Origin of the sequence: Actinoplanes sp. NPDC051343 (genome assembly GCF_044455125.1) — a bacterium.
GTDB lineage: Bacteria > Actinomycetota > Actinomycetes > Mycobacteriales > Micromonosporaceae > Actinoplanes.
The window spans coordinates 143154-165266 of sequence record NZ_JBITEL010000018.1 but is presented as its reverse complement, the minus strand read 5'-3'; the positions used below and the strand labels follow the sequence as shown (position 1 = coordinate 165266).

At 71.3% G+C, this 22113-nt stretch carries 22 protein-coding genes; 11 read left to right on the top strand and 11 right to left on the bottom strand.

Features of this window, described 5'->3' with window-relative positions:
- Positions 1-255 precede the first annotated feature (255 nt).
- The gene (locus tag ACIA5C_RS42715) at positions 256-1845 is read right to left on the bottom strand and encodes an MFS transporter (protein ID WP_396065875.1); all 1590 of its coding nucleotides are present in this window, start codon (positions 1843-1845) and stop codon (positions 256-258) included.
- Here ACIA5C_RS42715 and ACIA5C_RS42710 point away from each other — a divergent pair.
- The 3 genes from ACIA5C_RS42710 to ACIA5C_RS42700 are packed head-to-tail and all read left to right on the top strand — an operon-like array spanning position 1844 to position 4484.
- On the top strand, positions 1844-2461 hold the full coding sequence (locus ACIA5C_RS42710) for a VOC family protein (RefSeq protein ID WP_396065873.1): 618 nt from the start codon (positions 1844-1846) through the stop codon (positions 2459-2461). The two genes, ACIA5C_RS42715 and ACIA5C_RS42710, sit on opposite strands and share 2 nt — an antisense overlap.
- A 12-nt stretch (positions 2462-2473) precedes the next feature.
- Positions 2474-3139 carry an SDR family NAD(P)-dependent oxidoreductase gene (locus tag ACIA5C_RS42705; RefSeq protein ID WP_396065871.1) on the top strand — a complete coding sequence of 222 codons (666 nt, stop codon included), beginning with the start codon at positions 2474-2476 and terminating at the stop codon, positions 3137-3139.
- A gap of 13 nt (positions 3140-3152) precedes the next feature.
- Positions 3153-4484: a dihydrolipoyl dehydrogenase family protein gene (locus tag ACIA5C_RS42700; RefSeq protein WP_396065869.1), complete on the top strand. Its 1332-nt coding sequence runs from the start codon at positions 3153-3155 to the stop codon at positions 4482-4484.
- A 7-nt stretch (positions 4485-4491) separates the two neighbouring features.
- Here ACIA5C_RS42700 and ACIA5C_RS42695 read toward each other — a convergent pair whose 3' ends face one another.
- Positions 4492-5679, bottom strand: a complete 1188-nt coding sequence (locus ACIA5C_RS42695) for an LCP family protein (protein ID WP_396065867.1) — start codon at positions 5677-5679, stop codon at positions 4492-4494.
- Positions 5680-5820: 141 nt separating this feature from the next.
- On the opposite strand from ACIA5C_RS42695, the gene ACIA5C_RS42690 reads away from it, so the two are divergent.
- Positions 5821-8172: a glycosyl hydrolase family 95 catalytic domain-containing protein gene (locus tag ACIA5C_RS42690; RefSeq protein WP_396065865.1), complete on the top strand. Its 2352-nt coding sequence runs from the start codon at positions 5821-5823 to the stop codon at positions 8170-8172.
- Here the strand turns inward: ACIA5C_RS42690 and ACIA5C_RS42685 are convergent.
- Complete coding sequence (locus ACIA5C_RS42685; RefSeq protein ID WP_396065863.1) at positions 8109-9251, bottom strand: glutathione-independent formaldehyde dehydrogenase; 1143 nt, start codon at positions 9249-9251, stop codon at positions 8109-8111. The genes ACIA5C_RS42690 and ACIA5C_RS42685 overlap by 64 nt on opposite strands.
- A 130-nt stretch (positions 9252-9381) precedes the next feature.
- On the opposite strand from ACIA5C_RS42685, the gene ACIA5C_RS42680 reads away from it, so the two are divergent.
- On the top strand, positions 9382-9804 hold the full coding sequence (locus ACIA5C_RS42680; protein ID WP_396065861.1) for a DUF6582 domain-containing protein: 423 nt from the start codon (positions 9382-9384) through the stop codon (positions 9802-9804).
- A gap of 155 nt (positions 9805-9959) precedes the next feature.
- Here the strand turns inward: ACIA5C_RS42680 and ACIA5C_RS42675 are convergent, their stop codons facing one another.
- Positions 9960-10766, bottom strand: coding sequence for an SAM-dependent methyltransferase (locus ACIA5C_RS42675; RefSeq protein ID WP_396065859.1), 807 nt, complete (start codon positions 10764-10766; stop codon positions 9960-9962).
- A 65-nt stretch (positions 10767-10831) separates the two neighbouring features.
- Between ACIA5C_RS42675 and ACIA5C_RS42670 the strand changes: the two genes are divergently transcribed.
- Entirely contained in the window at positions 10832-11491 is a 660-nt protein-coding gene (locus tag ACIA5C_RS42670; protein WP_396065857.1) for a response regulator, read from the top strand.
- Positions 11492-11495: 4 nt separating this feature from the next.
- Here ACIA5C_RS42670 and ACIA5C_RS42665 read toward each other — a convergent pair whose 3' ends face one another.
- Both ACIA5C_RS42665 and ACIA5C_RS42660 read right to left on the bottom strand, forming a co-directional pair.
- A complete protein-coding gene (locus tag ACIA5C_RS42665; RefSeq protein ID WP_396065855.1) occupies positions 11496-12368 on the bottom strand; it encodes a hypothetical protein in 873 nt (290 codons plus the stop codon).
- Positions 12369-12378: 10 nt separating this feature from the next.
- The gene (locus ACIA5C_RS42660) at positions 12379-12858 is read right to left on the bottom strand and encodes a peptidase inhibitor family I36 protein (RefSeq protein ID WP_396065853.1); all 480 of its coding nucleotides are present in this window, start codon (positions 12856-12858) and stop codon (positions 12379-12381) included.
- A 384-nt stretch (positions 12859-13242) separates the two neighbouring features.
- Between ACIA5C_RS42660 and ACIA5C_RS42655 the strand changes: the two genes are divergently transcribed.
- Genes ACIA5C_RS42655 through ACIA5C_RS42645 form a run of 3 tightly spaced genes read left to right on the top strand, consistent with a single transcriptional unit; the run spans position 13243 to position 16647 of the window.
- Positions 13243-14316, top strand: coding sequence for a D-alanine--D-alanine ligase family protein (locus ACIA5C_RS42655; RefSeq protein ID WP_396065851.1), 1074 nt, complete (start codon positions 13243-13245; stop codon positions 14314-14316).
- Complete coding sequence (gene alr, locus ACIA5C_RS42650) at positions 14313-15410, top strand: alanine racemase (RefSeq protein ID WP_396065849.1); 1098 nt, start codon at positions 14313-14315, stop codon at positions 15408-15410. The genes ACIA5C_RS42655 and alr overlap by 4 nt, the downstream gene beginning before the upstream one ends.
- Before the next feature lie 7 nt (positions 15411-15417).
- The gene (locus ACIA5C_RS42645) at positions 15418-16647 is read left to right on the top strand and encodes an EAL and HDOD domain-containing protein (protein ID WP_396065847.1); all 1230 of its coding nucleotides are present in this window, start codon (positions 15418-15420) and stop codon (positions 16645-16647) included.
- Position 16648: 1 nt separating this feature from the next.
- Here ACIA5C_RS42645 and ACIA5C_RS42640 read toward each other — a convergent pair whose 3' ends face one another.
- Positions 16649-17206 carry a GNAT family N-acetyltransferase gene (locus tag ACIA5C_RS42640; protein WP_396065845.1) on the bottom strand — a complete coding sequence of 186 codons (558 nt, stop codon included), beginning with the start codon at positions 17204-17206 and terminating at the stop codon, positions 16649-16651.
- A 136-nt stretch (positions 17207-17342) separates the two neighbouring features.
- Between ACIA5C_RS42640 and ACIA5C_RS42635 the strand changes: the two genes are divergently transcribed.
- Positions 17343-18089: a phosphotransferase family protein gene (locus tag ACIA5C_RS42635; RefSeq protein ID WP_396065843.1), complete on the top strand. Its 747-nt coding sequence runs from the start codon at positions 17343-17345 to the stop codon at positions 18087-18089.
- Here the strand turns inward: ACIA5C_RS42635 and ACIA5C_RS42630 are convergent.
- From ACIA5C_RS42630 to ACIA5C_RS42615, 4 genes are read right to left on the bottom strand one after another with little or no spacing between them, the layout of a single operon-like run.
- A complete protein-coding gene (locus tag ACIA5C_RS42630) occupies positions 18086-18499 on the bottom strand; it encodes a DUF2809 domain-containing protein (RefSeq protein ID WP_396065841.1) in 414 nt (137 codons plus the stop codon). The two genes, ACIA5C_RS42635 and ACIA5C_RS42630, sit on opposite strands and share 4 nt — an antisense overlap.
- Entirely contained in the window at positions 18496-19407 is a 912-nt protein-coding gene (locus tag ACIA5C_RS42625; protein WP_396065839.1) for an alpha/beta fold hydrolase, read from the bottom strand. Before ACIA5C_RS42625 ends, ACIA5C_RS42630 begins: the two co-directional genes overlap by 4 nt.
- A gap of 59 nt (positions 19408-19466) precedes the next feature.
- Positions 19467-20171: an alpha/beta fold hydrolase gene (locus ACIA5C_RS42620; protein ID WP_396065837.1), complete on the bottom strand. Its 705-nt coding sequence runs from the start codon at positions 20169-20171 to the stop codon at positions 19467-19469.
- Positions 20172-20181: 10 nt separating this feature from the next.
- Positions 20182-21180: an alpha/beta hydrolase gene (locus tag ACIA5C_RS42615; RefSeq protein WP_396065835.1), complete on the bottom strand. Its 999-nt coding sequence runs from the start codon at positions 21178-21180 to the stop codon at positions 20182-20184.
- 42 nt (positions 21181-21222) lie between these two features.
- On the opposite strand from ACIA5C_RS42615, the gene ACIA5C_RS42610 reads away from it, so the two are divergent.
- Positions 21223-22086 carry an RNA polymerase sigma-70 factor gene (locus tag ACIA5C_RS42610; protein WP_396065833.1) on the top strand — a complete coding sequence of 288 codons (864 nt, stop codon included), beginning with the start codon at positions 21223-21225 and terminating at the stop codon, positions 22084-22086.
- The last annotated feature ends 27 nt before the right edge of the window (positions 22087-22113 follow it).

Below are 22113 nucleotides of genomic sequence, written 5' to 3'. Positions count from 1 at the left end.
CGTCAGCTGGTCACGCTTCCGACGACGCAGACAACGACAAGCCGAACTATCCCACTGGCGCAGAAGATCAACTTAAGTGCCGTTGCAGTACTAGGGCTTGTCCTGCCGATCACGAGGGCCTGCGGCGTGGCCCAGCCAGCGCCTGGCGGCGGCCGCGCCACGCCCACATCCAACACCGGGATGCGAGCGCGGCGCGCCCGACGTCAGCCACCACCTGGACCGCGCCTCGCTCCCGCGTGATCGGCGGGGCAAGCCCTAGGCGGCGACCGGCGCGGCGCAGGATGTGACGCGGGGAGCCGGCGGCAGGTGGGCCGGCGGGATTTTGCGGCTCGGCACGAAGACGGCCGTGAGCGCCGCGGCGACCGCTGTCACCGCCGCGAGCACCAGCATCGCCGACTGGTAGTGGCGGGTCAGCGGCTCGGTCAGGCCGGTGGCGCTGCCCGCGCCGAGCAGCACCGGCACCAGCGCGACCAGCACCACGCCGCCGACCCGGGAGGCGGCGTCGTTGATCGCCGCCGCCTCGCCGAGGTCGCCCTCGTCGACCGCCGCCAGCACGCCCGCGGTGAGCGGCGCGACGGCCAGGCCGATGCCGAGGCCCCAGAGCAGCGCGCCCGGAAGGATCGCCGCGGCGTAGGAGTCGCCCGGCGCGGCGTTCGACAGCCAGACGAAGCCGAGCGCGACGACCAGGATGCCGACCGCCATCGGCCAGCGGGTGCCGATCCGGGCGACCACGCCGCCGACCAGTGGCGAGACCAGCAGGAAGACCGCCGACTCGGGGATCAGCGCGGCGCCCGCCGCGGTCGCGCTGTAGCCCAGCCGTAGCTCGCACTGCAGCACCACCAGGTAGCCGACCGCGCCCAGTGCGCCGTAGAACAGCAGGGTGGCCGCGTTGATCGCGTCGAACGGCCGGGACCGGAACAGCGACGTTCGCAGCATCGGCCGGCGCAGCCGCTGCTCCACCGGCACCAGCGCGGCCAGGCAGAGCACGCCGACGATGCCGGCGCCGAGCACCGGGCCGGTTGCCCAGCCGGCGTCCGGGCCCTCGGTCAGCGCATAGATGATCCCGCCGAGGCCGAGAACGGCCAGCAGCGCGCCGGCGGCGTCGAGCGAGAGCGGGCGCCGGGTGGTGACGCCGATCGGGAGACGGCTCAGCACGAGCAGGGCGAGCAGGATCAGCGGCAGGTTGAGCAGGAACACCCAGCGCCAGGAGGCGTGGTCGACCAGCCAGCCGCCGCCGTACGGGCCCAGGGTGGTGGCCAGCGTCGAGATGCCGGCCCAGATGCCGATGCCGCGGGCGCGGTCCTGTTCGCGCAGCGTCCCGTTGAGCAGTGCCAGGCTGCTCGGCACGACCAGCGCGCCGCCGACGCCCTGCACCAGCCGGGCCACGATCAGCAGGGCGGTGTTCGGGGCCAGGGCGCAGCCGACCGAGGCGACCAACATCACCAGCAGGCCGGCGACCAGCACCGGGCGGCGGCCGAAGTGGTCGGCTAGCGCCCCGGCGAGCAGCAGGATCGACGCGACCGTGATCAGGTAGCCGGTCAGCACCCACTGGAGTTCGCTGACGCTCGCGTGCAGGTCGTGGCCGATCGCCGGGATCGCCACGTTGATCATGTAGGCGTCCAGGAAGCCGACCATGGAGGCGAGGACGGTCGCGGCGATCAGGGCGGTACCGGCCGGTGATCGGAGTCTCATGCGTGAAGATCCTGCCGCCGTGGTGACCTCGCTCGCGCCCGTGTGCACCCCGGGCGGGCGTAAGCCAGGGACTTTCCCTGGCGCGACCCCGGTGCCGGGCGCGGGAATCTCTACCCGTCGGCAACACGGATGAGCGCTGGAGGCTCTAGTCATGGATATGAAGCTGGAAGTCGTCGTGATCGGTGTCAGCGATGTCGATCGGGCCAAGGACTTCTACACCGGCCTCGGCTGGCGGCTCGACGCGGACGTCGCCACGGACGAGAGTTTCCGGGTCGTGCAGGTCACCCCGCCGGGCTCGCCCACCTCGGTCATCTTCGGCAAGTCGGTGACGGCCCAGGAACCCGGTACGGCCCAGGGCCTCCACCTGATCGTCAGCGATATCGAGGCCGCCCGCGACGAACTCAAGCGGATGGGTGCCGAGCCGACCGAGGTCTTCCACGACGCCGGCGGCGTCTTCCACCACGGCGGTACCGACGCCCGCGTGGACGGTCCGGCCCCGAGCCGCGGCAGCTACGGCTCGTTCCTGTCGTTCAGCGACCCGGACGGCAACGGCTGGCTACTGCAGGAGATCACCAACCGGCTCCCGGGCCGGCTCGACCCGTCGGTCACCCAGTTCTCGTCCACGTCCGACCTCGCCGCCGCGCTGCGCCGGGCCGCCGCCGCACACGGCGAGCACGAGGCCCGCACCGGCCAGGAGGACCCGAACTGGCCCGACTGGTACGCGGCCTACATGGTGGCCGAGCAGGCCGGCACCGAACTGCCCTCCTGAGGAACGGCGGCCATGTCCGACTTGGCGTTGGACGGGGCGGTCGCCCTCGTCACCGGGGCGAGTTGCGGTACCGGCGCCGCCATCGCCCGCCGCCTCGCCCTCCAGGGCGCGGCGGTGGCGCTGGTCGGTACCCACCGGGACCGCCTGGACCGGGCGGGAATCGGCATTCCGATCGAGGCCGACATCACCGACCCGGTGGAAGCCGACGACGTGGTCCAGCGCACGCTGGATCGGCTCGGGCGGCTCGACATCCTGGTCAACAACGCTGGCATCATGCTGCTCAACTCGGCCCTGCACACCACGGTCGAGGACTGGGACCGGATGGTCTCGCTCAACGTGGCGGCACTGCTGCACATCACGCACGCGGCGATCCCGTACCTGATCGACGCGGCCGCGACGTCCCCGCGGCAGGTCGCCGATCTGGTCAACGTCGGCTCGACCGCCGGCCGGTTGGCCCGGCCGGGCCGCAGCGTCTACAACCTGACCCAGTTCGGGCTGCGGGGATTCACCGAGTCGCTCCGGCAGGAGTTGCTCGCCGAGCACGTACGGGTCAGTGTGGTGTCGCCGGGCGAGGCACTGGACGCCTCCGACATCGCCGACGCCATCTCCTACATCGTCACCCGGGAGCGGCGGGTGGCGGTCAACGAGATGCTCGTCCGGGCCGGGCATCTTCACTAGACGGGAGATTTTCGTGAGCGACTTCGACGTCATCGTGATGGGTGGCGGTTCACCCGGCGAGCACACGGCCGGCGCCCTGGCCGACGGCGGGCTGCGGGTCGCCCTGGTCGAGCGGGAACTGGTCGGCGGCGAATGCTCGTACTACGCGTGCATCCCGTCCAAGACGCTGCTGCGGCCGGGCGAGGCGGTGCAGGCCGCCCACGAGGCGCTGGCCACCGCGGAGGTCGACGTGGCGGCCGCCCTGGCCTGGCGCGACTTCATGGTGTCGGACTACTCCGACGCCGGGCAGGAGCGCTGGCTGGCCGACACCGGCATCGCGCTGATCCGGGGCAGCGGCAAGCTGGCCGGGACGGGCGTGGTCGAGGTGGCCGGGCGGCGCTACACGGCCGACCACGTGGTCATCGCCACCGGTGCCGACGCGGTCATCCCGCCCATCGAGGGCCTGCGGGACCTGCCCGGCATCTGGACCAACCGCGAGGTGACCGGGATGAAGGAGGTCCCGCGCCGGTTGATCGTGCTCGGTTGCGGCCCGGTGGGGGTCGAGATGGCCCAGGCGGTCCGCCGGCTGGGCGGGGAGGTGGTCATCACCGGCCCCGGCCGGCACGTCCTGCCCCGGGAGCCGGAGTCCCTCGGCGAGGCCCTCGGCACGGTTCTGCGCCGGGACGGCGTCGAGGTGGTGCTGGGCCCGCACGCGACGGCGGCCCGCCTCGAGGGCGACGAGTACGTCCTCACCCTCGACGACGGCCAGGAACTGCGGGGCTCGAAGCTGCTGGTCGCGACCGGCCGGCGGCCCCGGGTCGAGGGCATCGGCCTGGAGACGATCGGCGTCGAGGGCACGTCCCGGGGCATCCCGGTCGACGAGAACCTGCGCGTGGCCGACCGCACCTGGGCGGTGGGCGACTCCACCGGCCTGTTCATGCTCACCCACGTCGGGAAATACCAGGGCGAGGTGGTCGCCGACAACATCCTCGGCAACCCGCGCCCGGCCGACTACCGGGCGGTTCCCCGCGTCGTCTACACCGATCCGCAGGTCGCGGCGGTCGGGGTGACCGAGGCACCGGTGAGCTCCACGGTGCAGCTCAAGGACGTGGCGAAGACGGCCGCCTACACCCGCGAGTACGCCGACTCGACCGGCTTCCTCACGCTGCTCAGCGACGGGCAGGTGCTGACCGGCGCGTACGCGGTGGGCCCCGAGGCGGGGGAGTGGCTGCAGCAGGCCACGCTGGCCATCCGGGCCAACGTGCCGCTCGACATCCTGCGCGACACGATCCAGCCGTTCCCGACCTTCTCCGAGATCTACGTGCAGGCCATCAAGGGTCTGCACGACAAGGTGAAGGCCGGCTAGTTCGCCTTTAGTTGGCCGCCACCCAGGTGGGGTGGTTGAGGACGAACGACGAGAGCGAGTCGTTCCTGGCCGCCGCGAACATCTGAAGGCTCTCGTCATCGAGGTACTGGGCCTCGCCGACACCGGGCGGGGTCTGGCTCGACGGCACGGTCCGGAAGCCGTTGGGCGAGTCGCCGTTGGTGCGCAGCGTCACCAGGTGGTCGGGGTTGATGTCCTTCATGTTCAGCGCCCAGTCCTCCAGGTCGATGCCACCCTTGTCGATGACCATCGCCTTGCCGACGGCGTTGAGCAGCCCGGGCAGCTTACTCGGGGAGCTGAGCCCCTTGCTGACCGTCTGCTTCATGATCGCCTTGAGGAGCTGCTGCTGGTGGCGCTGGCGGCCGTAGTCGCTGTCGCCCTTGGACAGCAGATCGCGCTGCCGGGCGTAGTCGAGCGCCTCGGTGGGGGTGAAGCAGTGGTTGCCGACCGTGTATTTGTTGGCGGTGACGCCCGGGACCTTGCGGGGGTGGGCGCCGGCGGCGTCGGTCTTGTACGGCACCGCCTGCTTCCCGTCCGCGGTGTGTCCCACATGGATCGAGGTGACGTCCTCGTCGACGTACATGCAGACCTTGCCGAGCACCTGCATGATCTGCTTGAAGCCGGAGAAGTCGATGATCGCGGCGGCGTCCGGCACGATGCCGAACTTCTTCTGTACGGTCAGGGCGAGCAGCTTGGTGCCGTTCTGGATGGCCTTGTCGCCGTCGAGGCCGCGGCTGCCGAACGCGAACGCCGAGTTGACCTTGTTGGCGCCGCCGCCGTACTTCTGGGCGCCGTTGTCGTACGCCGGGATGTCGATCAGCGTGTCCCGCGGGATCGACAGCATGTACGCCGTGGAGTGGTCGGCCGGGATGTGCATGATGATGATCGAGTCGGAGCGGCTCGGCTCGTGCGACTTCGACCAGCTCGGCCGGGTGTCGAGGCTGACCAGCAGGATGTTCTTCGCGCCCTTGACGTCTTTGCCGCCCTTCTGGGCGCCCGAGCCTTGCACGGAGCCGAGCAGGTCCTCATCGGGCAACGCCGAGTTGACCTTGTGCGACACCACGCCCATCGCCGCGTAGCCGCTGCCCGTCACGACGACCAGGACGATGCCCAGCGCCAACGTGATTCGCGCCCAGACGGGCGATTTGTGGCGTTTGCCGTGCGGCTTGATCGTCACTGTGGTCCCTCCGTGGGGGCGGCGCGGGCATCGAAGACTAACCGACCCCGCGCCGCCTGGGAGCTACCGCCCGCGGACCTCGCTCACCGCAGCGAACGGATGACGCAGAGCGCCGGGCTCGCCCCGTCTAGGATGCGGCCGGTGGAGCACCTTCTCTGGTCCGCGTCGCCGGCGGCCGGCTGGCTCGAGGCCTATCCGCTGGGCAACGGGCGCCTGGGCGCCATGGTGCACGGCCGGCCGGGCCGGGAACATCTGCAGATCAACGACGGCACCGCGTGGTCGGGCAGCCCGCTCAACGAGGCCGCCAACAGCCGCATCGACCCCGCGGTCGCCGCTTCGGCGTTGCACGAGGCGCGGGCGGCGATCGAGCGCGGCGACCCGGCCGAGGCCGACCGGCGGCTCCACGACCTGCAGGGCGGCTGGTCCCAGGCCTACCTGCCGTTCGCCGACCTCCACCTGAGCGCCGGTGCTTCCGGCGGCGTCGTCGAGGCGTACCGGAGAGAGCTCGACCTCTCGACCGCGACCTGTCGCGTCACCTATCGGCTCGACGGATCCGACATGAGCTGGACCTCCTTCGTTTCCCGGGCCGACGGGGTCCTGGTGCTGCGCCTTCGGGCGCAGCAACCGGTCGGGGTGCGCTGGGAGATCACGTCACCCCTTTTCGGGTACGGCCGGGGAGCCGACGAAAACGGCGCCTGGCTGTCGGTGCGGCTGCCGAGCGACATGCCCCCGCCGCACGAGCCCGACCTGTCCCCGGTCTGGGACCCCGATCCGGCCGCGGCGGTGCGTGGCGCGGTGGTGTTCCGGGTTTCGCACGACGGCCACGCGGTGGCCGGCGGGGCCGACGGCGTCCGCCACCTCGACCTGATCCTGGCCACCGAGACGACGTTCACCGGAATCGGCTTGCCGCCGGCGGAAACCTCCGGCGGTGCTCGCGAGCGGGTCTCGCAGGCGTTCTCGCGCGGTGTCGACGCGCTGGTCTCCCGCCACGAGCGGGCCCACGCGGAACTCTTCGACCGGGTGACCCTCGACCTCGGCCCGGCATCGGATCGGCCCACCGGAACGCGGCTCCGCGCCGGCGACCCGGGCCTGGCCGCGCTGCTGTTCCATTACGGCCGCTACCTGGCCATCTGCTCGTCGGCCGCCGGTGGTCTGCCGTCGACTCTGCAGGGCCTGTGGAACAACGAGATGCGGCCGCCGTGGAGCTCCAACTACACGATCAACGTCAACACGCAGATGAACTACTGGGCGGCCGAGACCACCGACCTCGCCGAGACCGTCGCCCCGCTGGTCGACCTCCTCGAGGCGCTGGCCCGCGAGGGCGCCGCGACCGCCCGCGAGCTGTACGGCGCCCGCGGCTGGGCCGCCCACCACAACACCGACGCGTGGGCGTTCACCGCGCCCGTCGGCCGGGGCCGGGCGGATCCGTCGTGGGCGTTCTGGCCCATGGGCGGGGTGTGGCTGAGCTGGCTGCTGCACGAACACGTCCGCTTCGGCGCGTCGACGGAGTTCGCCGGTGACCGGGCCTGGCCGATCCTGCACGGCGCCGCGGCCTTCTGCCTGGACCGGCTGGTTCCGCACGGCGACGGCTCAGTCGGGACGTCGCCCTCCACCTCACCCGAGAACCACTACCTGTCGGGCGGTCACCCGACGGCGGCCGGTCGATCGGCCACCATGGACCTGGCCCTGATCGCGGGCCTGTTCGATGCGCTGACCGCCCTGGCCGCCCGGCTCGACCGCTCCGGCGACCCGCTGGTTGCCGCCGTCCGGGAGGTGCGGCCCCGCATCCCGGCCCCGCCGATCGGCGCCGACGGGCTGATCGCCGAATGGGCCGGCAACCCGCCGCAGGGCGAGCCCGGCCACCGGCACGTCAGCCACCTGGTCTGGGCCTATCCCGGTGACACCCCCGACGACCCGGCGCTGCTGGCGGCCGCGAGCCGGAGCCTGGACGACCGCGGCGACGACTCGACCGGCTGGTCACTGGCCTGGAAACTCGCGCTGCGGGCCCGCCTCCGCCAGCCCGGCCACGTGTCCCGCCTGCTCCCGCTGATGCTGCGCCCGGCGACGACCGAGCGGTCCGGCGAGCGCGGTGGCCTCTACCCGAACCTGCTCGCCGCCCACCCGCCGTACCAGATCGACGCCAACTTCGGCTACGTCGCGGCAGTCGCCGAAATGCTCGTCCAGAGCCACCGCGGCTTCATCGATCTACTGCCCGCCGTTCCCCCGGACTGGCCGTCCGGCCGCGTGGCGGGCCTCGTGGCGCGGCCGGGCGTGAGTGTCGATCTGGCCTGGGAGACCCGCGGCGGCCAGGTCTCACCGACCGAGATCGCCCTGCACGCCCGGCGACCGGCGGGCCGCACGACGGTGACCGTCGCCGTCGCCGGCCGCCGCACCACTGTCGACCTGAGCAGTGGCAACCGGATCGTTCTTCAGGCTGCCGGGCGGAGGAGCACCTTGGTCCAGCCGGCCTCGCGCCGGTCGAACTTCTCGTAGCCGTCGGCCGCCTCCGACAGCGGAAGCTCGTGCGAGACCAGGAACGACGGCTGGGCACGGCCGGTGACGATGAGGTCGCGCAGGTGCCGGTTGTACCGCATGACCGGGCACTGGCCGGTGCCCATGCGCTGGCCCTTGGTGAAGAACGTGCCGTAGTCGAAGGCGATCCGCCCCTGCTGGGCCTGGGCGGTCGCGGCGTGCGGGTCCTGAGGCACATAGACCCCGACCACGCCGATGCCACCGGTCGACCGCACGACCTTGACCAGGTTGTCGAGCACCAGCTCGGGGTGCTCCTCGCCGGACGGGTCGTGGGCCTGATAACCGACCGCCTCGACACCGCAGTCGGTGCCACGGCCTCCGGTGGCCTCCAAAATCTGCTCGACCGGGTCGCCGCGGGAGAAGTCGACCGGAGTGGCGCCGATCTTGCCGGCCAGGTCGAGGCGGTCGCGTTCCTTGTCGACGACGAAGACCTCGGAGGCGCCGCGAATCATCGCGCTGTGTGCGGCCATCAGGCCGACCGGGCCGGCGCCGAAGACGGCCACCCGGTCGCCGGGCTGCATGCCGGCCAGCTCGGTGCCGTGCCAACCGGTCGGGAAGATGTCCGACAGCATCGTGAAGTCGTTCTCGTGCTCGCGCCCCGGCGGCAGCTCGAGCAGGTTGAAGTCGGCGTACGGCACCCGCAGGAACTCGGCCTGGCCACCGTCGTAGGGGCCCATGTTGGCATAGCCGTAGGCCGCGCCGTCGACGCCGTCGGTCGGGTTGGTCCGCAGGCAGTAGCTGGTCCAGCCGGAGACGCAGTTGCGGCAGGTGCCGCAGGCGATGTTGAACGGCACTGACACCCGGTCGCCGACCTTGACCCGGCCCACCGCGTCACCGACCGCCTCGACCACGCCGGTGTTCTCGTGCCCGAGGACCTTGCCCTCCTCGACCGCCGAGCGGCCCTCGTACATGTGCAGGTCGGAACCGCAGATGTTGGTCGTGGTGATCCGCACGATCGCATCGGTCGGCGCCTGGATCGACGGATCCGGCACCTCGGTGACCTCGACCTGGCGTGGTCCCCGATAGACGACTGCCTTCATCATTACCTCCGCAAATTGGCGTCACCGCCCGGCATACCCGGCGGCTCCGGGAGGTAACTGGTTTGTGCGGGGCCCCGACGGGTAGCCCTGCCGGTGCATAGCCGTGAGCGTGCGGGGGTACCTGTTTCCCATGGCTACCAAGAGGCATGAACTTGACGCCGCCGACCGGAACGCCCTGTCCGACAGCACCTTCGCGTTCCCGCGGGTGCGCAAGGAGCCGCTGAACGACGCCCGGCACGTGCGTAACGCGATCGCCCGGTTCGACCAGGTACGCGAAGTCTCCGACGCCGAGCGCGACGAGGCCTTCAAGCGGATCAAGCGGGCCGCCGGCAGGTTCGGCGTCGAGATGACCGAGAGCAGTTGGCACGAGCTCGGCAAGCCCAGCCCCACCAGGAAGTCGTCCGACAAACCCCGGAGCCCGGCGAAGGGTGAGCGGTCCAAGGACGAGCGGTCCAAGGCCGAGCTGTACGCCGAGGCCCGCCGCCGCAACGTCGACGGCCGCTCCTCGATGACGAAGGCCGAACTGCTTCGTGCGCTGGACACCTCCCGCTAGGCCGCGCGGCGGTCTGCCGGGCGGCGGCTGGTGGAAGTTGACAGGCGCGTCGATCGCGTACTTCGGCGGCGGCCACCTCGGCCTGATCTCCGACCCGGCGGCAGTCACCCGGGTCATCGAACGGGCCGCGAAAGCCTCCGCCTAGGCCGGACGGTTCAGCGGGTGTTCCGGACGACGCGGGCCACCAGGCCGTTGCAGGCGGTGTCCTCGACGGTCGGGCGGGGCTGCGGCGCGTCGTCCGGCCACCAGCGCGAGACCGACTTCACGGCGTCGACCGGTCGCAGGTCGGGCCGGTCGAAGAGGGCGGCCAGGGCGGCGCCGGAGCGCGGGTGGGCCCGCCCGTCGGCCCGGATGATCGCCTCGGCCTGGTCGGCCGGGAGGTGTTCGAGGGTCGCGTGGGAGGCGATGACCAGGCTGCCCGGGACCAGGGCGTCGACCAGCGTGTCGACAACGGCGCGCGGGTTCTCGTCGTCGCCGAGGAAGTGCAGGACGGCGACCAGCATCAGCGCGACCGGCTGCGAGAGGTCGATCGTGCGGAGCAGCTCGGGGTGCCGGAGGATTTCGCCCGGTTCGCGGAGGTCGGCGTCGAGGTAGACGGTGCGGCCCTCGGGAGTGCCGGTCAGCAGCGCGCGGGCGTGGGCGAGCACTATCGGGTCGTTGTCGGCGTAGGCGATCCGGGCGGCCGGGTCGGCCTGCTGCGCGATCTGATGCGTGTTGGGGCTGGTCGGGATGCCGGTGCCGATGTCGAGGAACTGCCGGAGCCGCTCGTGCCGGGCGGCGAACGCCACGGCCCGGTGCAGGAACCAGCGGTTTTCCCGCACGCTGACCCGGATCGTCGGGAACTGCGCCTCGACGGCGTCCCCGGATGCGCGGTCGGCGGCGAAGTTGTCCTTCCCGCCCAGCCAGTAGTCGTAGCGCCGGGCCGGATGGGCGACACCGGTGTCGAAGTCCTCGCTCCCCACGCGTACCCCTTTGCCCGTATCGTCAACAATAAATGCCCCGGCTCTTCGACGGAGGGTACGCGCCGATGACCGCGAGCACGATCAAGATAGTGGTCGCCGACGATCATCCGGTCTATCGCAACGGTTTGCGGGCGCTGCTCGATCAGTTCGAGGAGGTCGAGGTGGTCGGGCTGGCCGCCACCGGCCGCGAGGCGGTCGAGGTCGTGGCCCGCACCCGGCCGGACGTCGTGCTCATGGACCTGCGGATGCCCGAGCTCGACGGCATCGAAGCCACCCGGGAGATCCGCAACGACCAGCCGGACGTCACCGTCGTCGTACTGACCATGATGGACGACGACGAGTCGGTGTTCGCCGCGGTCAAGGCCGGCGCCCGGGGCTACCTGCTGAAGGAGGCCGAGGCGGCCGAGGTCCGCCGGGCCGTGCACGCCGCGGCCGACGGCGAGGCGATCTTCGGGGCCCGGATCGCCCGCCGGCTGGCCGACTACTTCGCGGCCGCCGCGGCGCCCGTTCCGGCGACGCCGTTCCCGGAGCTGACCACCGGCGAGCGGGCGGTCCTCGACATGATGGCGGGCGGTCTGGCCAACAACGAGATTGCCCGGCGGCTCATGCTCAGCCCGAAGACGGTCCGCAACCGGGTGTCGGCCATCTTCGCCAAACTGCGGCTGCGCGACCGGGCCGAGGCCATCGTCCGGGCCCGGGACGCCGGCCTGGGCCGGTCTCGCTGACCGGTCAGCATTGCGGACCGGATCGGCCGGTCACCTGCGCCGCCCGGCGGTAGGCGTGGCAATGCGCGCGGGCGAGATCCAGCAACTCCCTGCGCTGAGCCACCGGCAGGGCGGCGGCGGTGGCCCGCCGCGCGGCCTGGTCGGCCGCCGGCAGTCCGACCTGAAGCTGGCACTTTCCGTCCGCGGTCGCCACGGCGATTTCCCGGGCCCGTGGGTGGACGGCGGTGAGGGCTGACAGCGCCGCGCCGGGGGACTGGTAGGTGAAACCCGCAGCCTTCATGCACCCGGCCCATCGCTCGATGGTCTTCGTCAAAGTGGGGTCCCGGCCGGCCTGGGTGAGCACGGTGTTGCTGAGGATCTGGGTGACGGAGTCGGCACGTGCCCAGGTGGTGTCGTCGCCGTAGAGCGACGCGCGGGCCTGCGCCAGGCAGCCGGTGGTCGGATAGCCGAGGGTCGACCCGTTGGGCAGGGTGATCTGACGGTAGGCCGGCGCGCTGCCGGAAAGGGCCTTCTCGAAGCCGGGATCGTCGTCCCGGGGTCCGGCCGGGGGCGGCGTGACCGACGGATCGTTGAGGCCGTAACCGTGCGTACGGCGGTACGGCAGGTCGATGGGGTCGGTGACCGGTGCCGGCTCGGCCGGCCAGTACGTCCAGCCCTGCCCGGCCATGCAGCGCGTGATGAGTTGTTGCTCGGCCAGCGAGAGCACGTAAGCCCGCTGCTGGTAGGCGGTGGACGTGGTCGCGAGGTCCAGCGCGGCGGTGTTCAGAGTGGCGGGATCGGGCAGCGGTGCATGGTCGGGCCGGGCACCGGCTGCCACCGCCCAGGCGATGGCAGCCAGCAGGATCACACCGGCGACCACGGAGACTTTCCGGGTCATCAGGTCATCCCTACGGAGCGTGCCAGTTGTGCGAGTCGATTTTCCGGTTGGGGCTGGTGCCGTCGCTCCACGTGTCCTGGGCCAGGTTGGCCAGGTAGCTGCCGGCCGGAAGCCGGTAGAAGAACGCCCCGCCCTGGTCGTAGTCGTCGAAGAAGCTGACCTTGTAGCTGCGGCCGTGGTTGTAGACCGACTGGGCGCAGTTGTTCCACGTGCCGTCCGGGCAGCCGGCGTGCGGCCACGAGCCGTAGTTGTTCTCGGCGTCCTTCCACTTGCCGGGACTGCCGCCGAAGTTCGGGGAGGCGTAGATGCACCAGTATTCGAGCGGGCAGTCGCTCATGGCCTTGGCGACCGCCGGCGAGGCGGCGGTGCTCCCGTCCGCGGCGACGGCCGGGGCTGTCCCGCCGGCGAAGGCTGCGGTGGTCGGCGCGGCGACCAGGGCGCACAGCAGTGCGGCCAGGATCGCCAGGCTTCGACCGATTGTTCTGGTCAAGGTGTGATCTCCTTACCGAGAGGTTGAATCGGTAAGGGCATGCAATCCGGCCGGTTGTCCCCTCCACAAAAGGCCACAGTCCCGTGCGGTTGTCCCGGTTTCCGGGACCTATACGACCCAGAGTGACGGGATCGCTGCTCAGTGATTCCGGGAAATGCGCGGTAAAAATGTGTTCGAGAACTGTTTTCCGCCACTGCGAACAGCGGGTAGACGACGCGACTGCGCAGCGTACTGCCGGGGTGTGACGCAGAACACCTCACATTGCGACGCTTCGATAGATTGCCGGTACATTGCGCGTGCATCTACCATTCCCGGGCCGTCCGAGAAATCAGAATCCGCGAGCGGGTCGCGACCGAAATACGGAGAGTCACTGAATTGTCGGGCTTGATCAACGTCGCTGTACTGTTCGGCGGGCGTAACACGGAGCACCAGGTTTCCTGCCAGTCGGCCGTCGGCGTGCTGAGCCACCTCGACCGCTCCCGTTATCGGGTCACCCCGGTGCACATCACCACCGAGGGAGTCTGGGTGCCCGGCGTCGACCAGGGGCCGCCCGCCGACGTGGAGTCGCTGCTCGCCGGCTTCGCCGCCGCCGCCAAGGACGACGAACCGCTCGCCAGCATCGCCGCGGCGCTCAAGGTGCTCACCGGCGTCGACGTGGTGTTCCCGGTCCTGCACGGCCCGTTCGGCGAGGACGGCACCATGCAGGGGCTGCTGCAGATCGCCGGCACGCCGTACGTCGGCAGCGGCGTCCTCGCCAGCGCCACCGCGATGGACAAGGAATTCACCAAGAAACTCCTGGGCACGGCCGGGTTCGAGGTCGCCGACGGCGTGGTCGTCCGCCCCGACGACGAGACCGTCGAAGAAGCCGACCGGGAACGCCTCGGGCTGCCCGTCTTCGTCAAGCCGGCCCGCGGCGGCTCCAGCATCGGCGTCTCCCGCGTCGACAACTGGGACGACCTGGCCGCCGCCCTCGACGAGGCCCGCGCCCGCGACAGCAAGGTGCTGGTCGAAGCCGCCGTCCGCGGCCGTGAGATCGACGTCGCCGTACTCGAGAAGGCCGACGGCACGGTCGTCACCGCGCCCGCCCTCGAGATCCAGATCGCCGAGGACCGCGGCTTCTTCGACTACGAAGGCAAATACACCGACGCCGGCACCACCTTCGTCATCCCGGCCCACCTCAACGCGACGCAGGAACGGCTCCTCGCCGAGGCCGCGGTCGGCGTCTTCCGGGCCCTCGGCTGCGCCGGCCTGTTGCGGGCCGACTTCTTCCTGATCGAGCGCGACGGCCACAGCGTCCCCGTCGTCAACGAGGTCAACACCATCCCCGGCCTGACCTCCCACTCGCAGTACCCGCAGATGTGGCAGGCGGCCGGCGTCTCGTACAGCCAGTTGCTCGACGAGTTCATCGCCACCGCGCTGGCCTCCGGGCGCCGGGCGGTGGCCGCGGTGGCCGGATGACCAGCGTCTCCTACGCGCTCGACGTGCTGTCCGAGGCGGTCGTCGACCTCGCGGCGATCGCCCACAACACCCGGCTGCTGACCCGGACGGCCGGCAGCGCCGAACTGATGGCCGTGGTCAAGGCCGACGGCTTCGGCCACGGCATGGTGCCGGTCGCCCGGACGGCGCTCGCCAACGGCGCCGGGTGGCTCGGCGTGGCCACCCCGGCCGAAGCCCTCCGCCTGCGGGCGGCCGGCATCGACGCGCCGGTGCTGCTCTGGCTCTACCCGCCCGACCACGACTTCGGCCCGGTGCTGGCGGCCGGCATCGACGTCTCGGTGGCCGACGTCGCGGTGCTCGAATCCGTCGCGGCCGACGCCTGGAAATCCGGCCGGCCCGCCTCCGTGCACCTCAAGGCCGACACCGGCATGTCCCGCGGGGGAGCCGTCGCCCCGGACTGGACCAAGCTGCTCGACGCCGCCCGCCGGCTCGAAGAGGCCGGCACGATCCGCATCACCGGGCTCTGGTCGCACCTCGCCACGGCCGAGGACACCACCGACGCCGGGCTGCACGAGCAGATCCGGCAGTTCGCCGACTTCCGCCACGCCGCCCGGGCCGCCGGGGTGCTCGCGCCGGTCGTCCACCTGGCCAACTCGGCCGCCACGCTGCACCTTCCGCAGACCCGGCACGACCTCGTGCGTACCGGAATCGCGCTCTACGGCAGCGAGCCGGTGCCCGGCCGCACTTTCGGCCTCACGCCGGCGATGACGGTTCGCGCCCGGGTGGTCTCGGTGAGCGGTCCGCTCGCGCAGATCCCGCTCGGCTTCGCCGACGGGATTCCCTGGCGGGCGTCGGGCCGTGCGTCGTTTCAGCTGCACGGCGTACGCGTACCCGTCGTCGGCCGCATCACCATGGACGAAGTCGTCGTCGACATCGGCGATCTGCCCGTCCGGCCCGGCGACACCGCGGTGATGTTCGGCCCCGGCACGGCCGGCGAGCCGACGGCCGCCGACTGGGCCCGCTGGGCCGACACCAACCCGCACGAGATCCTCACCGGCATCGGGGCCCGGGTGGTCCGCCGTTACCTCTCACATTCGGAGCCGGCCGCCCGATAGGTGGACCGTGCTGATTCGCCTGTCGTCACCCGCACCGGGGACCCATCTCGTCCATGTGGCACGGCAGCCGATCTTCGACCGGACCGGCGACGTCGTAGCGTACGAACTGCTGTTCCGCGGCCAGATGGACGCGGTCGACGCCGAACGGCGCGACTCGTACGCAACCAGTCAGGTCGTCGTGAACGCGTTCACCGAATTCGGCCTCGACGAGGTCGTCGGCGACCGCACCTGCTTCATCAACATGACCCGCGAGTTCCTCGTCAACGAACTCCCGCTGCCGTTCGGGCCCGAACAGGTGGTTCTGGAGGTGCTGGAGACGGTCACCGTGGACCAGGCGGTGGTCGACGGGATGGCGGCGCTCGTCGAGCAGGGCTACCGGATCGCCCTCGACGACTTCGTGTGGGGCTCCGGCCACGAACGGCTCATCCCGTACGCGTCGTACGTCAAACTCGACCTCCTCAACGGCGTCACCGAACACGTCGACGAGATCATCGCGGCCTGCCGCCGATACCCGCAGATGCAGATCGTGGCCGAAGGACTGGAAACCCCCGACCACCTGAAACTGGCCAACCACTACGGATTCGAACTGCGGCAAGGGTACGTCCTGTCCCGGCCCCAAGTGCTGACGGCGGCCTCACTCTCCCCGACCAAACTCCACCGCCTCGAACTGGTGGCGGCGCTGGGCTACTCGGACGCCGACCTCGAAGAGGTCCTGAGGATCATCGCCAGCGACCCCGCACTGACCATGCGCGTTCTGCGGGCCAGCAACTCGGCGGCCGCCTGTCCCACCACCCGGATCTCGTCGATCCGGCAGGCCGTCGTCATGCAGGGGCTCGACCAGATCCGGCGATGGGCAATGCTGATGGTCGTCGACGACGTGGCCGAGGCGACCGAGGCCCAGCTGGTGGATGCCCTGCACCGGGCGCGCTTGTGCAGCAACCTGGCGCCGGCGTTCTCGACCGACCCGGACGCGGCGTTCGTGGCCGGTCTCGTCACCGCGGTGGCGGCGCTTCTGGCGGTCACGCCGGCGATGCTGGCGCAGCACCTGCCGTTGAGCGACGAGATCGACGTTGCCCTCGCCCGCGGCACCGGGTCCCTGGGGCGGCTGCTCCGTACTGTCGAGGCCTATCAGCGCGGCGACATGGAGGCGTTCGAGGGGCAGTATTCGGGGGCCGAACTGACTCGGACCGTCATGGAAGCCATGCGCTGGTCCAAGAATGTGGTTCCGGCCCGGTGAGTCAGTCGGGGTTCCCGAGGATGGCCCGGGCCAGAACCCCCTCGCCGCCGTCGAAGGTCAGGCCGGGGAACCAGAAATCGCGGCTCACTTCGGTGAATCCCAGGCGGGTGTGCAGATCCAGCGAGGCCTCGTTCCGCGCATTGGCGAAGTAGTAGACCTCGGTGGCGCGGGCGGCTATCGCTCGCAGGCGAACGGTGGTCAGTGCCTCGCCGAGGCCTTGCCGGCGGTGAGTGGGTGCTACCACCAGACCCAGCAGGTACCAGCCGGACGGGGCCGCGTTCGGCGGGGCGTCGGCGGGGCGAATCCAATGGGAGGCCCTTGCGTAGCCGACTATGCGGCCCGCGTCTTCGGCCACGTGCAGCATGCGATCGGGCTCGGTGGCGCTGGCGGTCAGGCTTTCGGCCCAGCCGGCCGGATCCAATCCGAGGACTGCCTCGACCAGGTGCAGACAACCGGGAACGTCCGCCGGCGTGCCCTCGCGGATGACGACCGGCTCGGCCGGGGGCCGTTTTCCGGACGGCTCCGGCTCGTACGCCGCGAAGACCCCGGCGTCGGTCACGGGTTCGCCTCCCCGCCGGGTAGGCGGGTGATGGTCCGGCCGGGGGCGAATCGCATCGCGGCAGTTTAGTCGAGTGACTCCCCTGGACCCGCAAAATCCGGTGACATCGGCGGCGGTCCTCGCCAGGATGGCCGGTATGGAAGACGTTGAAGTCGTCGTCGCACACCGCCAGCGTGCGACGCTGCGCGTCGGCGACGTGTTCCTGAAGGTCGACGGCGACCCGGCGCACGCTGACGTCGAGGTGCGGGCGATGGCCATGGCGCCGATACCGACCCCGGCGATCCTCTGGCGCGAGCCGCCCGTGCTCGCGATCGCCGCGGTGCCCGGCCAGGCGCTCGGCGTCCTCGGCGAGCCGTCGGCCGCGTCACCGGCGGCCTGGGCCGCGGCGGGTGCGGCCGTACGGAGGCTGCACGATGCGCCGTTGCCGCCGTGGCCGGGGGCCCGGCTCGACGACGTGGCGGCGGAGCTCGACCGCGAGTGCGCGTGGCTGCTCGCCAACGCCGTTCTGCCCGCCGAGGTGCTCCGGCGCAACCGCGGGATCGCCGAGGCCGCGCTCCGGCCGTGGAAACCGGCGTTCATCCACGGCGACCTGCAGATCACCCACGTGTTCGTCGACGACGACGAGGTCACCGGCGTCATCGACTGGTCCGAGGCCGCCCCCGGCGACGCCATGTTCGACCTCGCCACTCTGACCCTCGGGCACGAAGAACGCCTCGACGACCTGCTTGCCGGCTACGGCGCCGGCGCGGACCGGGACGTGATCCGCGCCTGGTGGTCACTGCGCAGCCTGGTGGCGTCGCGCTGGCTGACCGGGCACGGCTTCGACCCGGACGCGCCGGGATGCGAGTTCGACGTGCTCAGATCCCGGATGCACGACCCCTAGTCGCGGGTGCGGCGGGTGACGAGGCCGTGGAGCGCGGCCAGCGGGAGGATGCCGACGGCGTACCAGAAGAGGTCGGCCGGGTCGAAGGACCGGCCCAGCGCCAGCCGGGCCAGGGCGCTGTGGTCGGAGAGGTGGGCCGGGATGCCGGTCATCTGGAAGAACTCGACGAGCCAGCAGAGCAGGAGCGCGGCCAGTGCGGCCGGCCCGGGGCGGGTGCGGGGCAACAAAGCGAAGACAGCGGCGTAGACCACCGCCGCGTACAGCGTGGTGCCCGAGTATTGGGCCAGGGCCGGGGAGCTGTCGAGGACGTCACCTCCGGTGAAGGCCAGGCGGATGCCCAGAGCCAGGGCCAGGAAGGCGGCGATCGCCGCAACCGCCAGCAGGCGTACGCGCAGAAGGGTCCCCGTCACGCCGTCACAGTAAGGGATGCGAGCTCGTGGACCGCGTCGGCGAACTGCTCCGGCGCCTCCTGCGGGAGGTTGTGGCCGGCGTCGTGGACCTGGCGGTGGATGCGGGGTCCGGTGAAGTGGTGCGCGTCCTCCAAGCCGTTCGTGGCCGGGAAGTTGCCGTCGGCGGTGCCGTCCAGGGTGACCGTGGGGACGGTGATCGGCGGGGTGCGGGTCAGCGCGGCCTCGGGGGCGGCGTAGCGCGGGGCGCCGGGCGCCGCTCCCAGGCGGTGGCGGTAGGAGTGCAGGACCACGTCGACGTAGTCGGGGTTGTCGAAGGCGGCGGCCGCACGGTCCAGGTCGGCCGTCGTGAATGACCACTTAGGAGAGTTGCGGCGCCAGATCACCTCGGCGATCTCGCGCCGGTGGCCGAGCAGGCCGGCGTGGCCGCGGTCGGTGAGGAAGTAGAAGAAGTACCAGAAGCCGGCCTCCCGGGCCGGATCCAGCGGATTCGCGGCCGCGGCGATGTCCTGGATCAGGTAGCCGTTGACGGTGAGCAGACCCTCGACCCGGTCCGGATGGAGGGCGGCGGCCACGCAGGCGGCCCGGCCGCCCCAGTCGTAACCGGCCAGGACGGCGGTGGGCAGGGACAGGGCGTCCATGAGTTCGATGACGTCCGCGCCGAGGGCGGCCTGCTGGCCGGTGCGGGGTTCGTCGGGGCGCAGGAAACGGGTCGGGCCGTGGCCCCGCAGGTACGGCACGATCACCCGGTGGCCGGCCTCGGCCAGGAGCGGGGCGACGCCGGCGTAACTGTGCACGTCGTACGGGAAACCGTGCAGCAGGATGACCGCCGGGCCGGTCGCCGGACCGGCTTCGTGGTAGGCGACGTCGAGCGTGCTGGTGAGGATGCGCTGGGTCGGGAGTTCGGTCATCTCGTCAGGCCTTCCGGGAGTGCGGGTCCCCGGCCGGAAGCCGGGGACCCGACGACGGGTCAGGAGGCGTCGACGGCCTCGAGGATCGAGGCCGCGACGGCCTCCGGCCGGGAGACGCTGAGCGCGTGCGAGGCGCCGGCGATTTCCCGTACGCCCTTGGCCCCGGCCCGATCGGCCATGAACCGGTGCAGGGCAACCGGAATGTTGAGGTCCTGGTCGCTGAAGACGAACCAGGACGGGATGCTCTGCCAGGCCGGCGTGGTGGTGGGCAGGCCGGCGGTCAGGGCTTCGGCGGTGACCGGGCGCTGGGTGGCGCTCATGACGGCCGCGGTGGCGGCCGGCACGTCGGCGCAGAACTGGTGGTGGAAGGCGTCGGGGCGGATCGCGAACTCCTGGCCGCCGGAGCCGACCGGGTAGGCGTTCAGCGCCTCGCCGAGCGTACCGCCGGGGAACTTGTTGGACAGGTCGAACGCCGACTCCCCGGTCAGTGGGGCGAAGGCGCAGACGTAGACCAGGCCGGCGACCTTCGACGAGCCGGCGGCGGCCTCGCTGACGACCATCCCGCCGTACGAGTGGGCGGCGAGCACGACCGGGCCGTCGATGGTGGCGAGGACGTCACGCAGGTAGGCGGCGTCGCCGGGGATGCTGCGCAGCGGGTTGGCGACCGCCACGACGTCGACCGAGCGGGCCTGCAGCCGCTCGACGACACCGTTCCAGCTGGCGGACTCGGCGAAGGCGCCGTGGACGAGAACAACCGTGGTCATTTGTCGACTCCTAGCGGGAAAGGGCTTTACGGATGACGTGGATGGCCTGCTCGATGGCGCCGGTCGAGGCGGCGGTGCCCCGGACCGGATTGAGCATCATGAAATCGTGCAGCGTGCCGTTGTAACGGGCGCTCGTGACGCGTACGCCCGCGCCCGTTAGCTTGCGGCCGTAGGCCTCGCCCTCGTCGCGCAGGACGTCGTTCTCGTCGACGATCAGGAACGTCTCGGGCAGGCCGGACAGCTCGTCGAGCGTCGCCCGCAGCGGCGACGCGGTGATCTCGTCGCGCTTGGCCTTGTCGGGCAGGTAGGCGTCCCAGAACCAGGCCATCGCGGCCGCGGTCAGGTAGGGCCCGTCGGCGAAGGTGCGGTAGCTGCCGGTGTCCTGCCCGCCGTCGGTGACCGGGTAGTAGAGCGACTGGTGAAGGAACGTGACGTCGCCGCGCTGCTTGGCGAGGATCGTCAGGACCGTGGCCATGTTGCCGCCGACCGAATCCCCGGCCACGACCATGCGGGCGGCGTCGAGGCCCTCCGCCCCGCCTTCGCGGGCGATCCACTGCGCGGTCGCGTACGCCTGCTCGACCGCGACCGGATAGCGCGCCTCGGGGGAACGGTCGTACTCCACGAACACGAGCGCGGCGCCGGTGCCGGCGGTCAGTTCGCGGACGAGACGGTCGTGGGTGCCCGAGTTGCCGAGAATCCAGCCGCCGCCATGGACGTACAGGATGACCGGAAGCGGCCCGGTGGCCGCACCCACCGGTTTGAGGATTCTGACCCGGACGTCGCCGACATCGACCGGCACCGTGATCCATTTTTCCTGGACCTCGGCCTTGCCGATCGGCGCGGCCTGTACGTCGTCGAGCACCTGACGGGCGCGTTCCGGGCCGAGTTCGTAGAGGAACGGGGGCTTGGCGGTGGCGTCCGCGAACGCCTGGGCCGCCGGTTCGAGGGTGGGTTCGAAGAGCTGCATGCAGGGGTGACCGGACAGCGGCCGAATCTGTGACGAGGTCATCGGCGGATTGGTAAATGGGGACTCGTGCGCCACGATGGGGCGGTGACGGATCTCGACGAGGCGACGGCGGTGTTCCAGGGCCTGCGACCCCGGCTCTTCGGGATCGCCTACCGCATGCTGAGCAGCGCCAGCGAGGCCGAGGACCTGCTGCAGGAGGTCTGGCTGCGCTGGCAGGCCACCGACCGCAGCCAGGTCAAGAACCCGGGAGCCTTCCTGGCCACGACCACGACCCGGCTGGCGATCAACGAGCTGCAGTCGGCCCGCGTGCGCCGCGAAACCTACATCGGCCCGTGGCTGCCCGAGCCGGTCGACACCTCCGCCGACCCCTACCTGGGCGCCGAACGGGGTGAGGCGCTGGAGTTCGCCGCCCTGCTCCTGATGGAGAAGCTGACCCCGAACGAGCGGGCGGCCTATGTCCTCCGGGAGGCGTTCGACTACCCGTACGGGCAGATCGCCGACATCCTTCAGTCGACCGAGCCGGCGGTGCGGCAGCTGGTCAGCCGGGCCCGCAAGCACGTGGCCGGCGACCGGCGCACCCCGGTGGCGGCCGACGAGCAGAAGGAACTCCTCACGCGGTTCATCGCGGCGGCCCGCAGCGGCGACATGGCCGGCCTCGAGGCGCTGTTCGCGGCCGACGTGCAGAGCGTGTCCGACGGCAACGGCGCGATCCGGGTGGCCCGCACGCCGGTGGTCGGGCCGGAGCGGGTGGCGAAGTTCTTCACCGCGATCTCCGGCTGGTACTGGGACGGCGTCGAGATCAGTTGGGCCTCCGCCAACGGCGGGACCGCGGCCGTCATGCGCAAGAACGGCGAATTCATCGGCGTGATCACGGTCACCGGATCGGAGTCCCGCATCGACCGGGTGCTCTGGATGGTCGTTCCCGAAAAACTGGCACAGCTCTCCTGACCCGGAGGCGTCACAATCCGGCACCCT

What these genes read in the sequence shown, in the direction of transcription:
- ACIA5C_RS42710 (WP_396065873.1), top strand. Translation starts at nt 1,844, where the DNA reads ATGGATATGAAGCTGGAAGTCGTCGTGATCGGTGTCAGCGATGTCGAT.
- ACIA5C_RS42715 (WP_396065875.1), bottom strand. Translation starts at nt 1,845, where the DNA reads ATGACTAGAGCCTCCAGCGCTCATCCGTGTTGCCGACGGGTAGAGATT.
- ACIA5C_RS42705 (WP_396065871.1), top strand. Translation starts at nt 2,474, where the DNA reads ATGTCCGACTTGGCGTTGGACGGGGCGGTCGCCCTCGTCACCGGGGCG.
- ACIA5C_RS42685 (WP_396065863.1), bottom strand. Translation starts at nt 9,251, where the DNA reads ATGAAGGCAGTCGTCTATCGGGGACCACGCCAGGTCGAGGTCACCGAG.
- ACIA5C_RS42680 (WP_396065861.1), top strand. Translation starts at nt 9,382, where the DNA reads ATGGCTACCAAGAGGCATGAACTTGACGCCGCCGACCGGAACGCCCTG.
- ACIA5C_RS42670 (WP_396065857.1), top strand. Translation starts at nt 10,832, where the DNA reads ATGACCGCGAGCACGATCAAGATAGTGGTCGCCGACGATCATCCGGTC.
- ACIA5C_RS42665 (WP_396065855.1), bottom strand. Translation starts at nt 12,368, where the DNA reads ATGACCCGGAAAGTCTCCGTGGTCGCCGGTGTGATCCTGCTGGCTGCC.
- alr (WP_396065849.1), top strand. Translation starts at nt 14,313, where the DNA reads ATGACCAGCGTCTCCTACGCGCTCGACGTGCTGTCCGAGGCGGTCGTC.
- ACIA5C_RS42635 (WP_396065843.1), top strand. Translation starts at nt 17,343, where the DNA reads ATGGAAGACGTTGAAGTCGTCGTCGCACACCGCCAGCGTGCGACGCTG.
- ACIA5C_RS42625 (WP_396065839.1), bottom strand. Translation starts at nt 19,407, where the DNA reads ATGACCGAACTCCCGACCCAGCGCATCCTCACCAGCACGCTCGACGTC.
- ACIA5C_RS42620 (WP_396065837.1), bottom strand. Translation starts at nt 20,171, where the DNA reads ATGACCACGGTTGTTCTCGTCCACGGCGCCTTCGCCGAGTCCGCCAGC.
- ACIA5C_RS42615 (WP_396065835.1), bottom strand. Translation starts at nt 21,180, where the DNA reads ATGACCTCGTCACAGATTCGGCCGCTGTCCGGTCACCCCTGCATGCAG.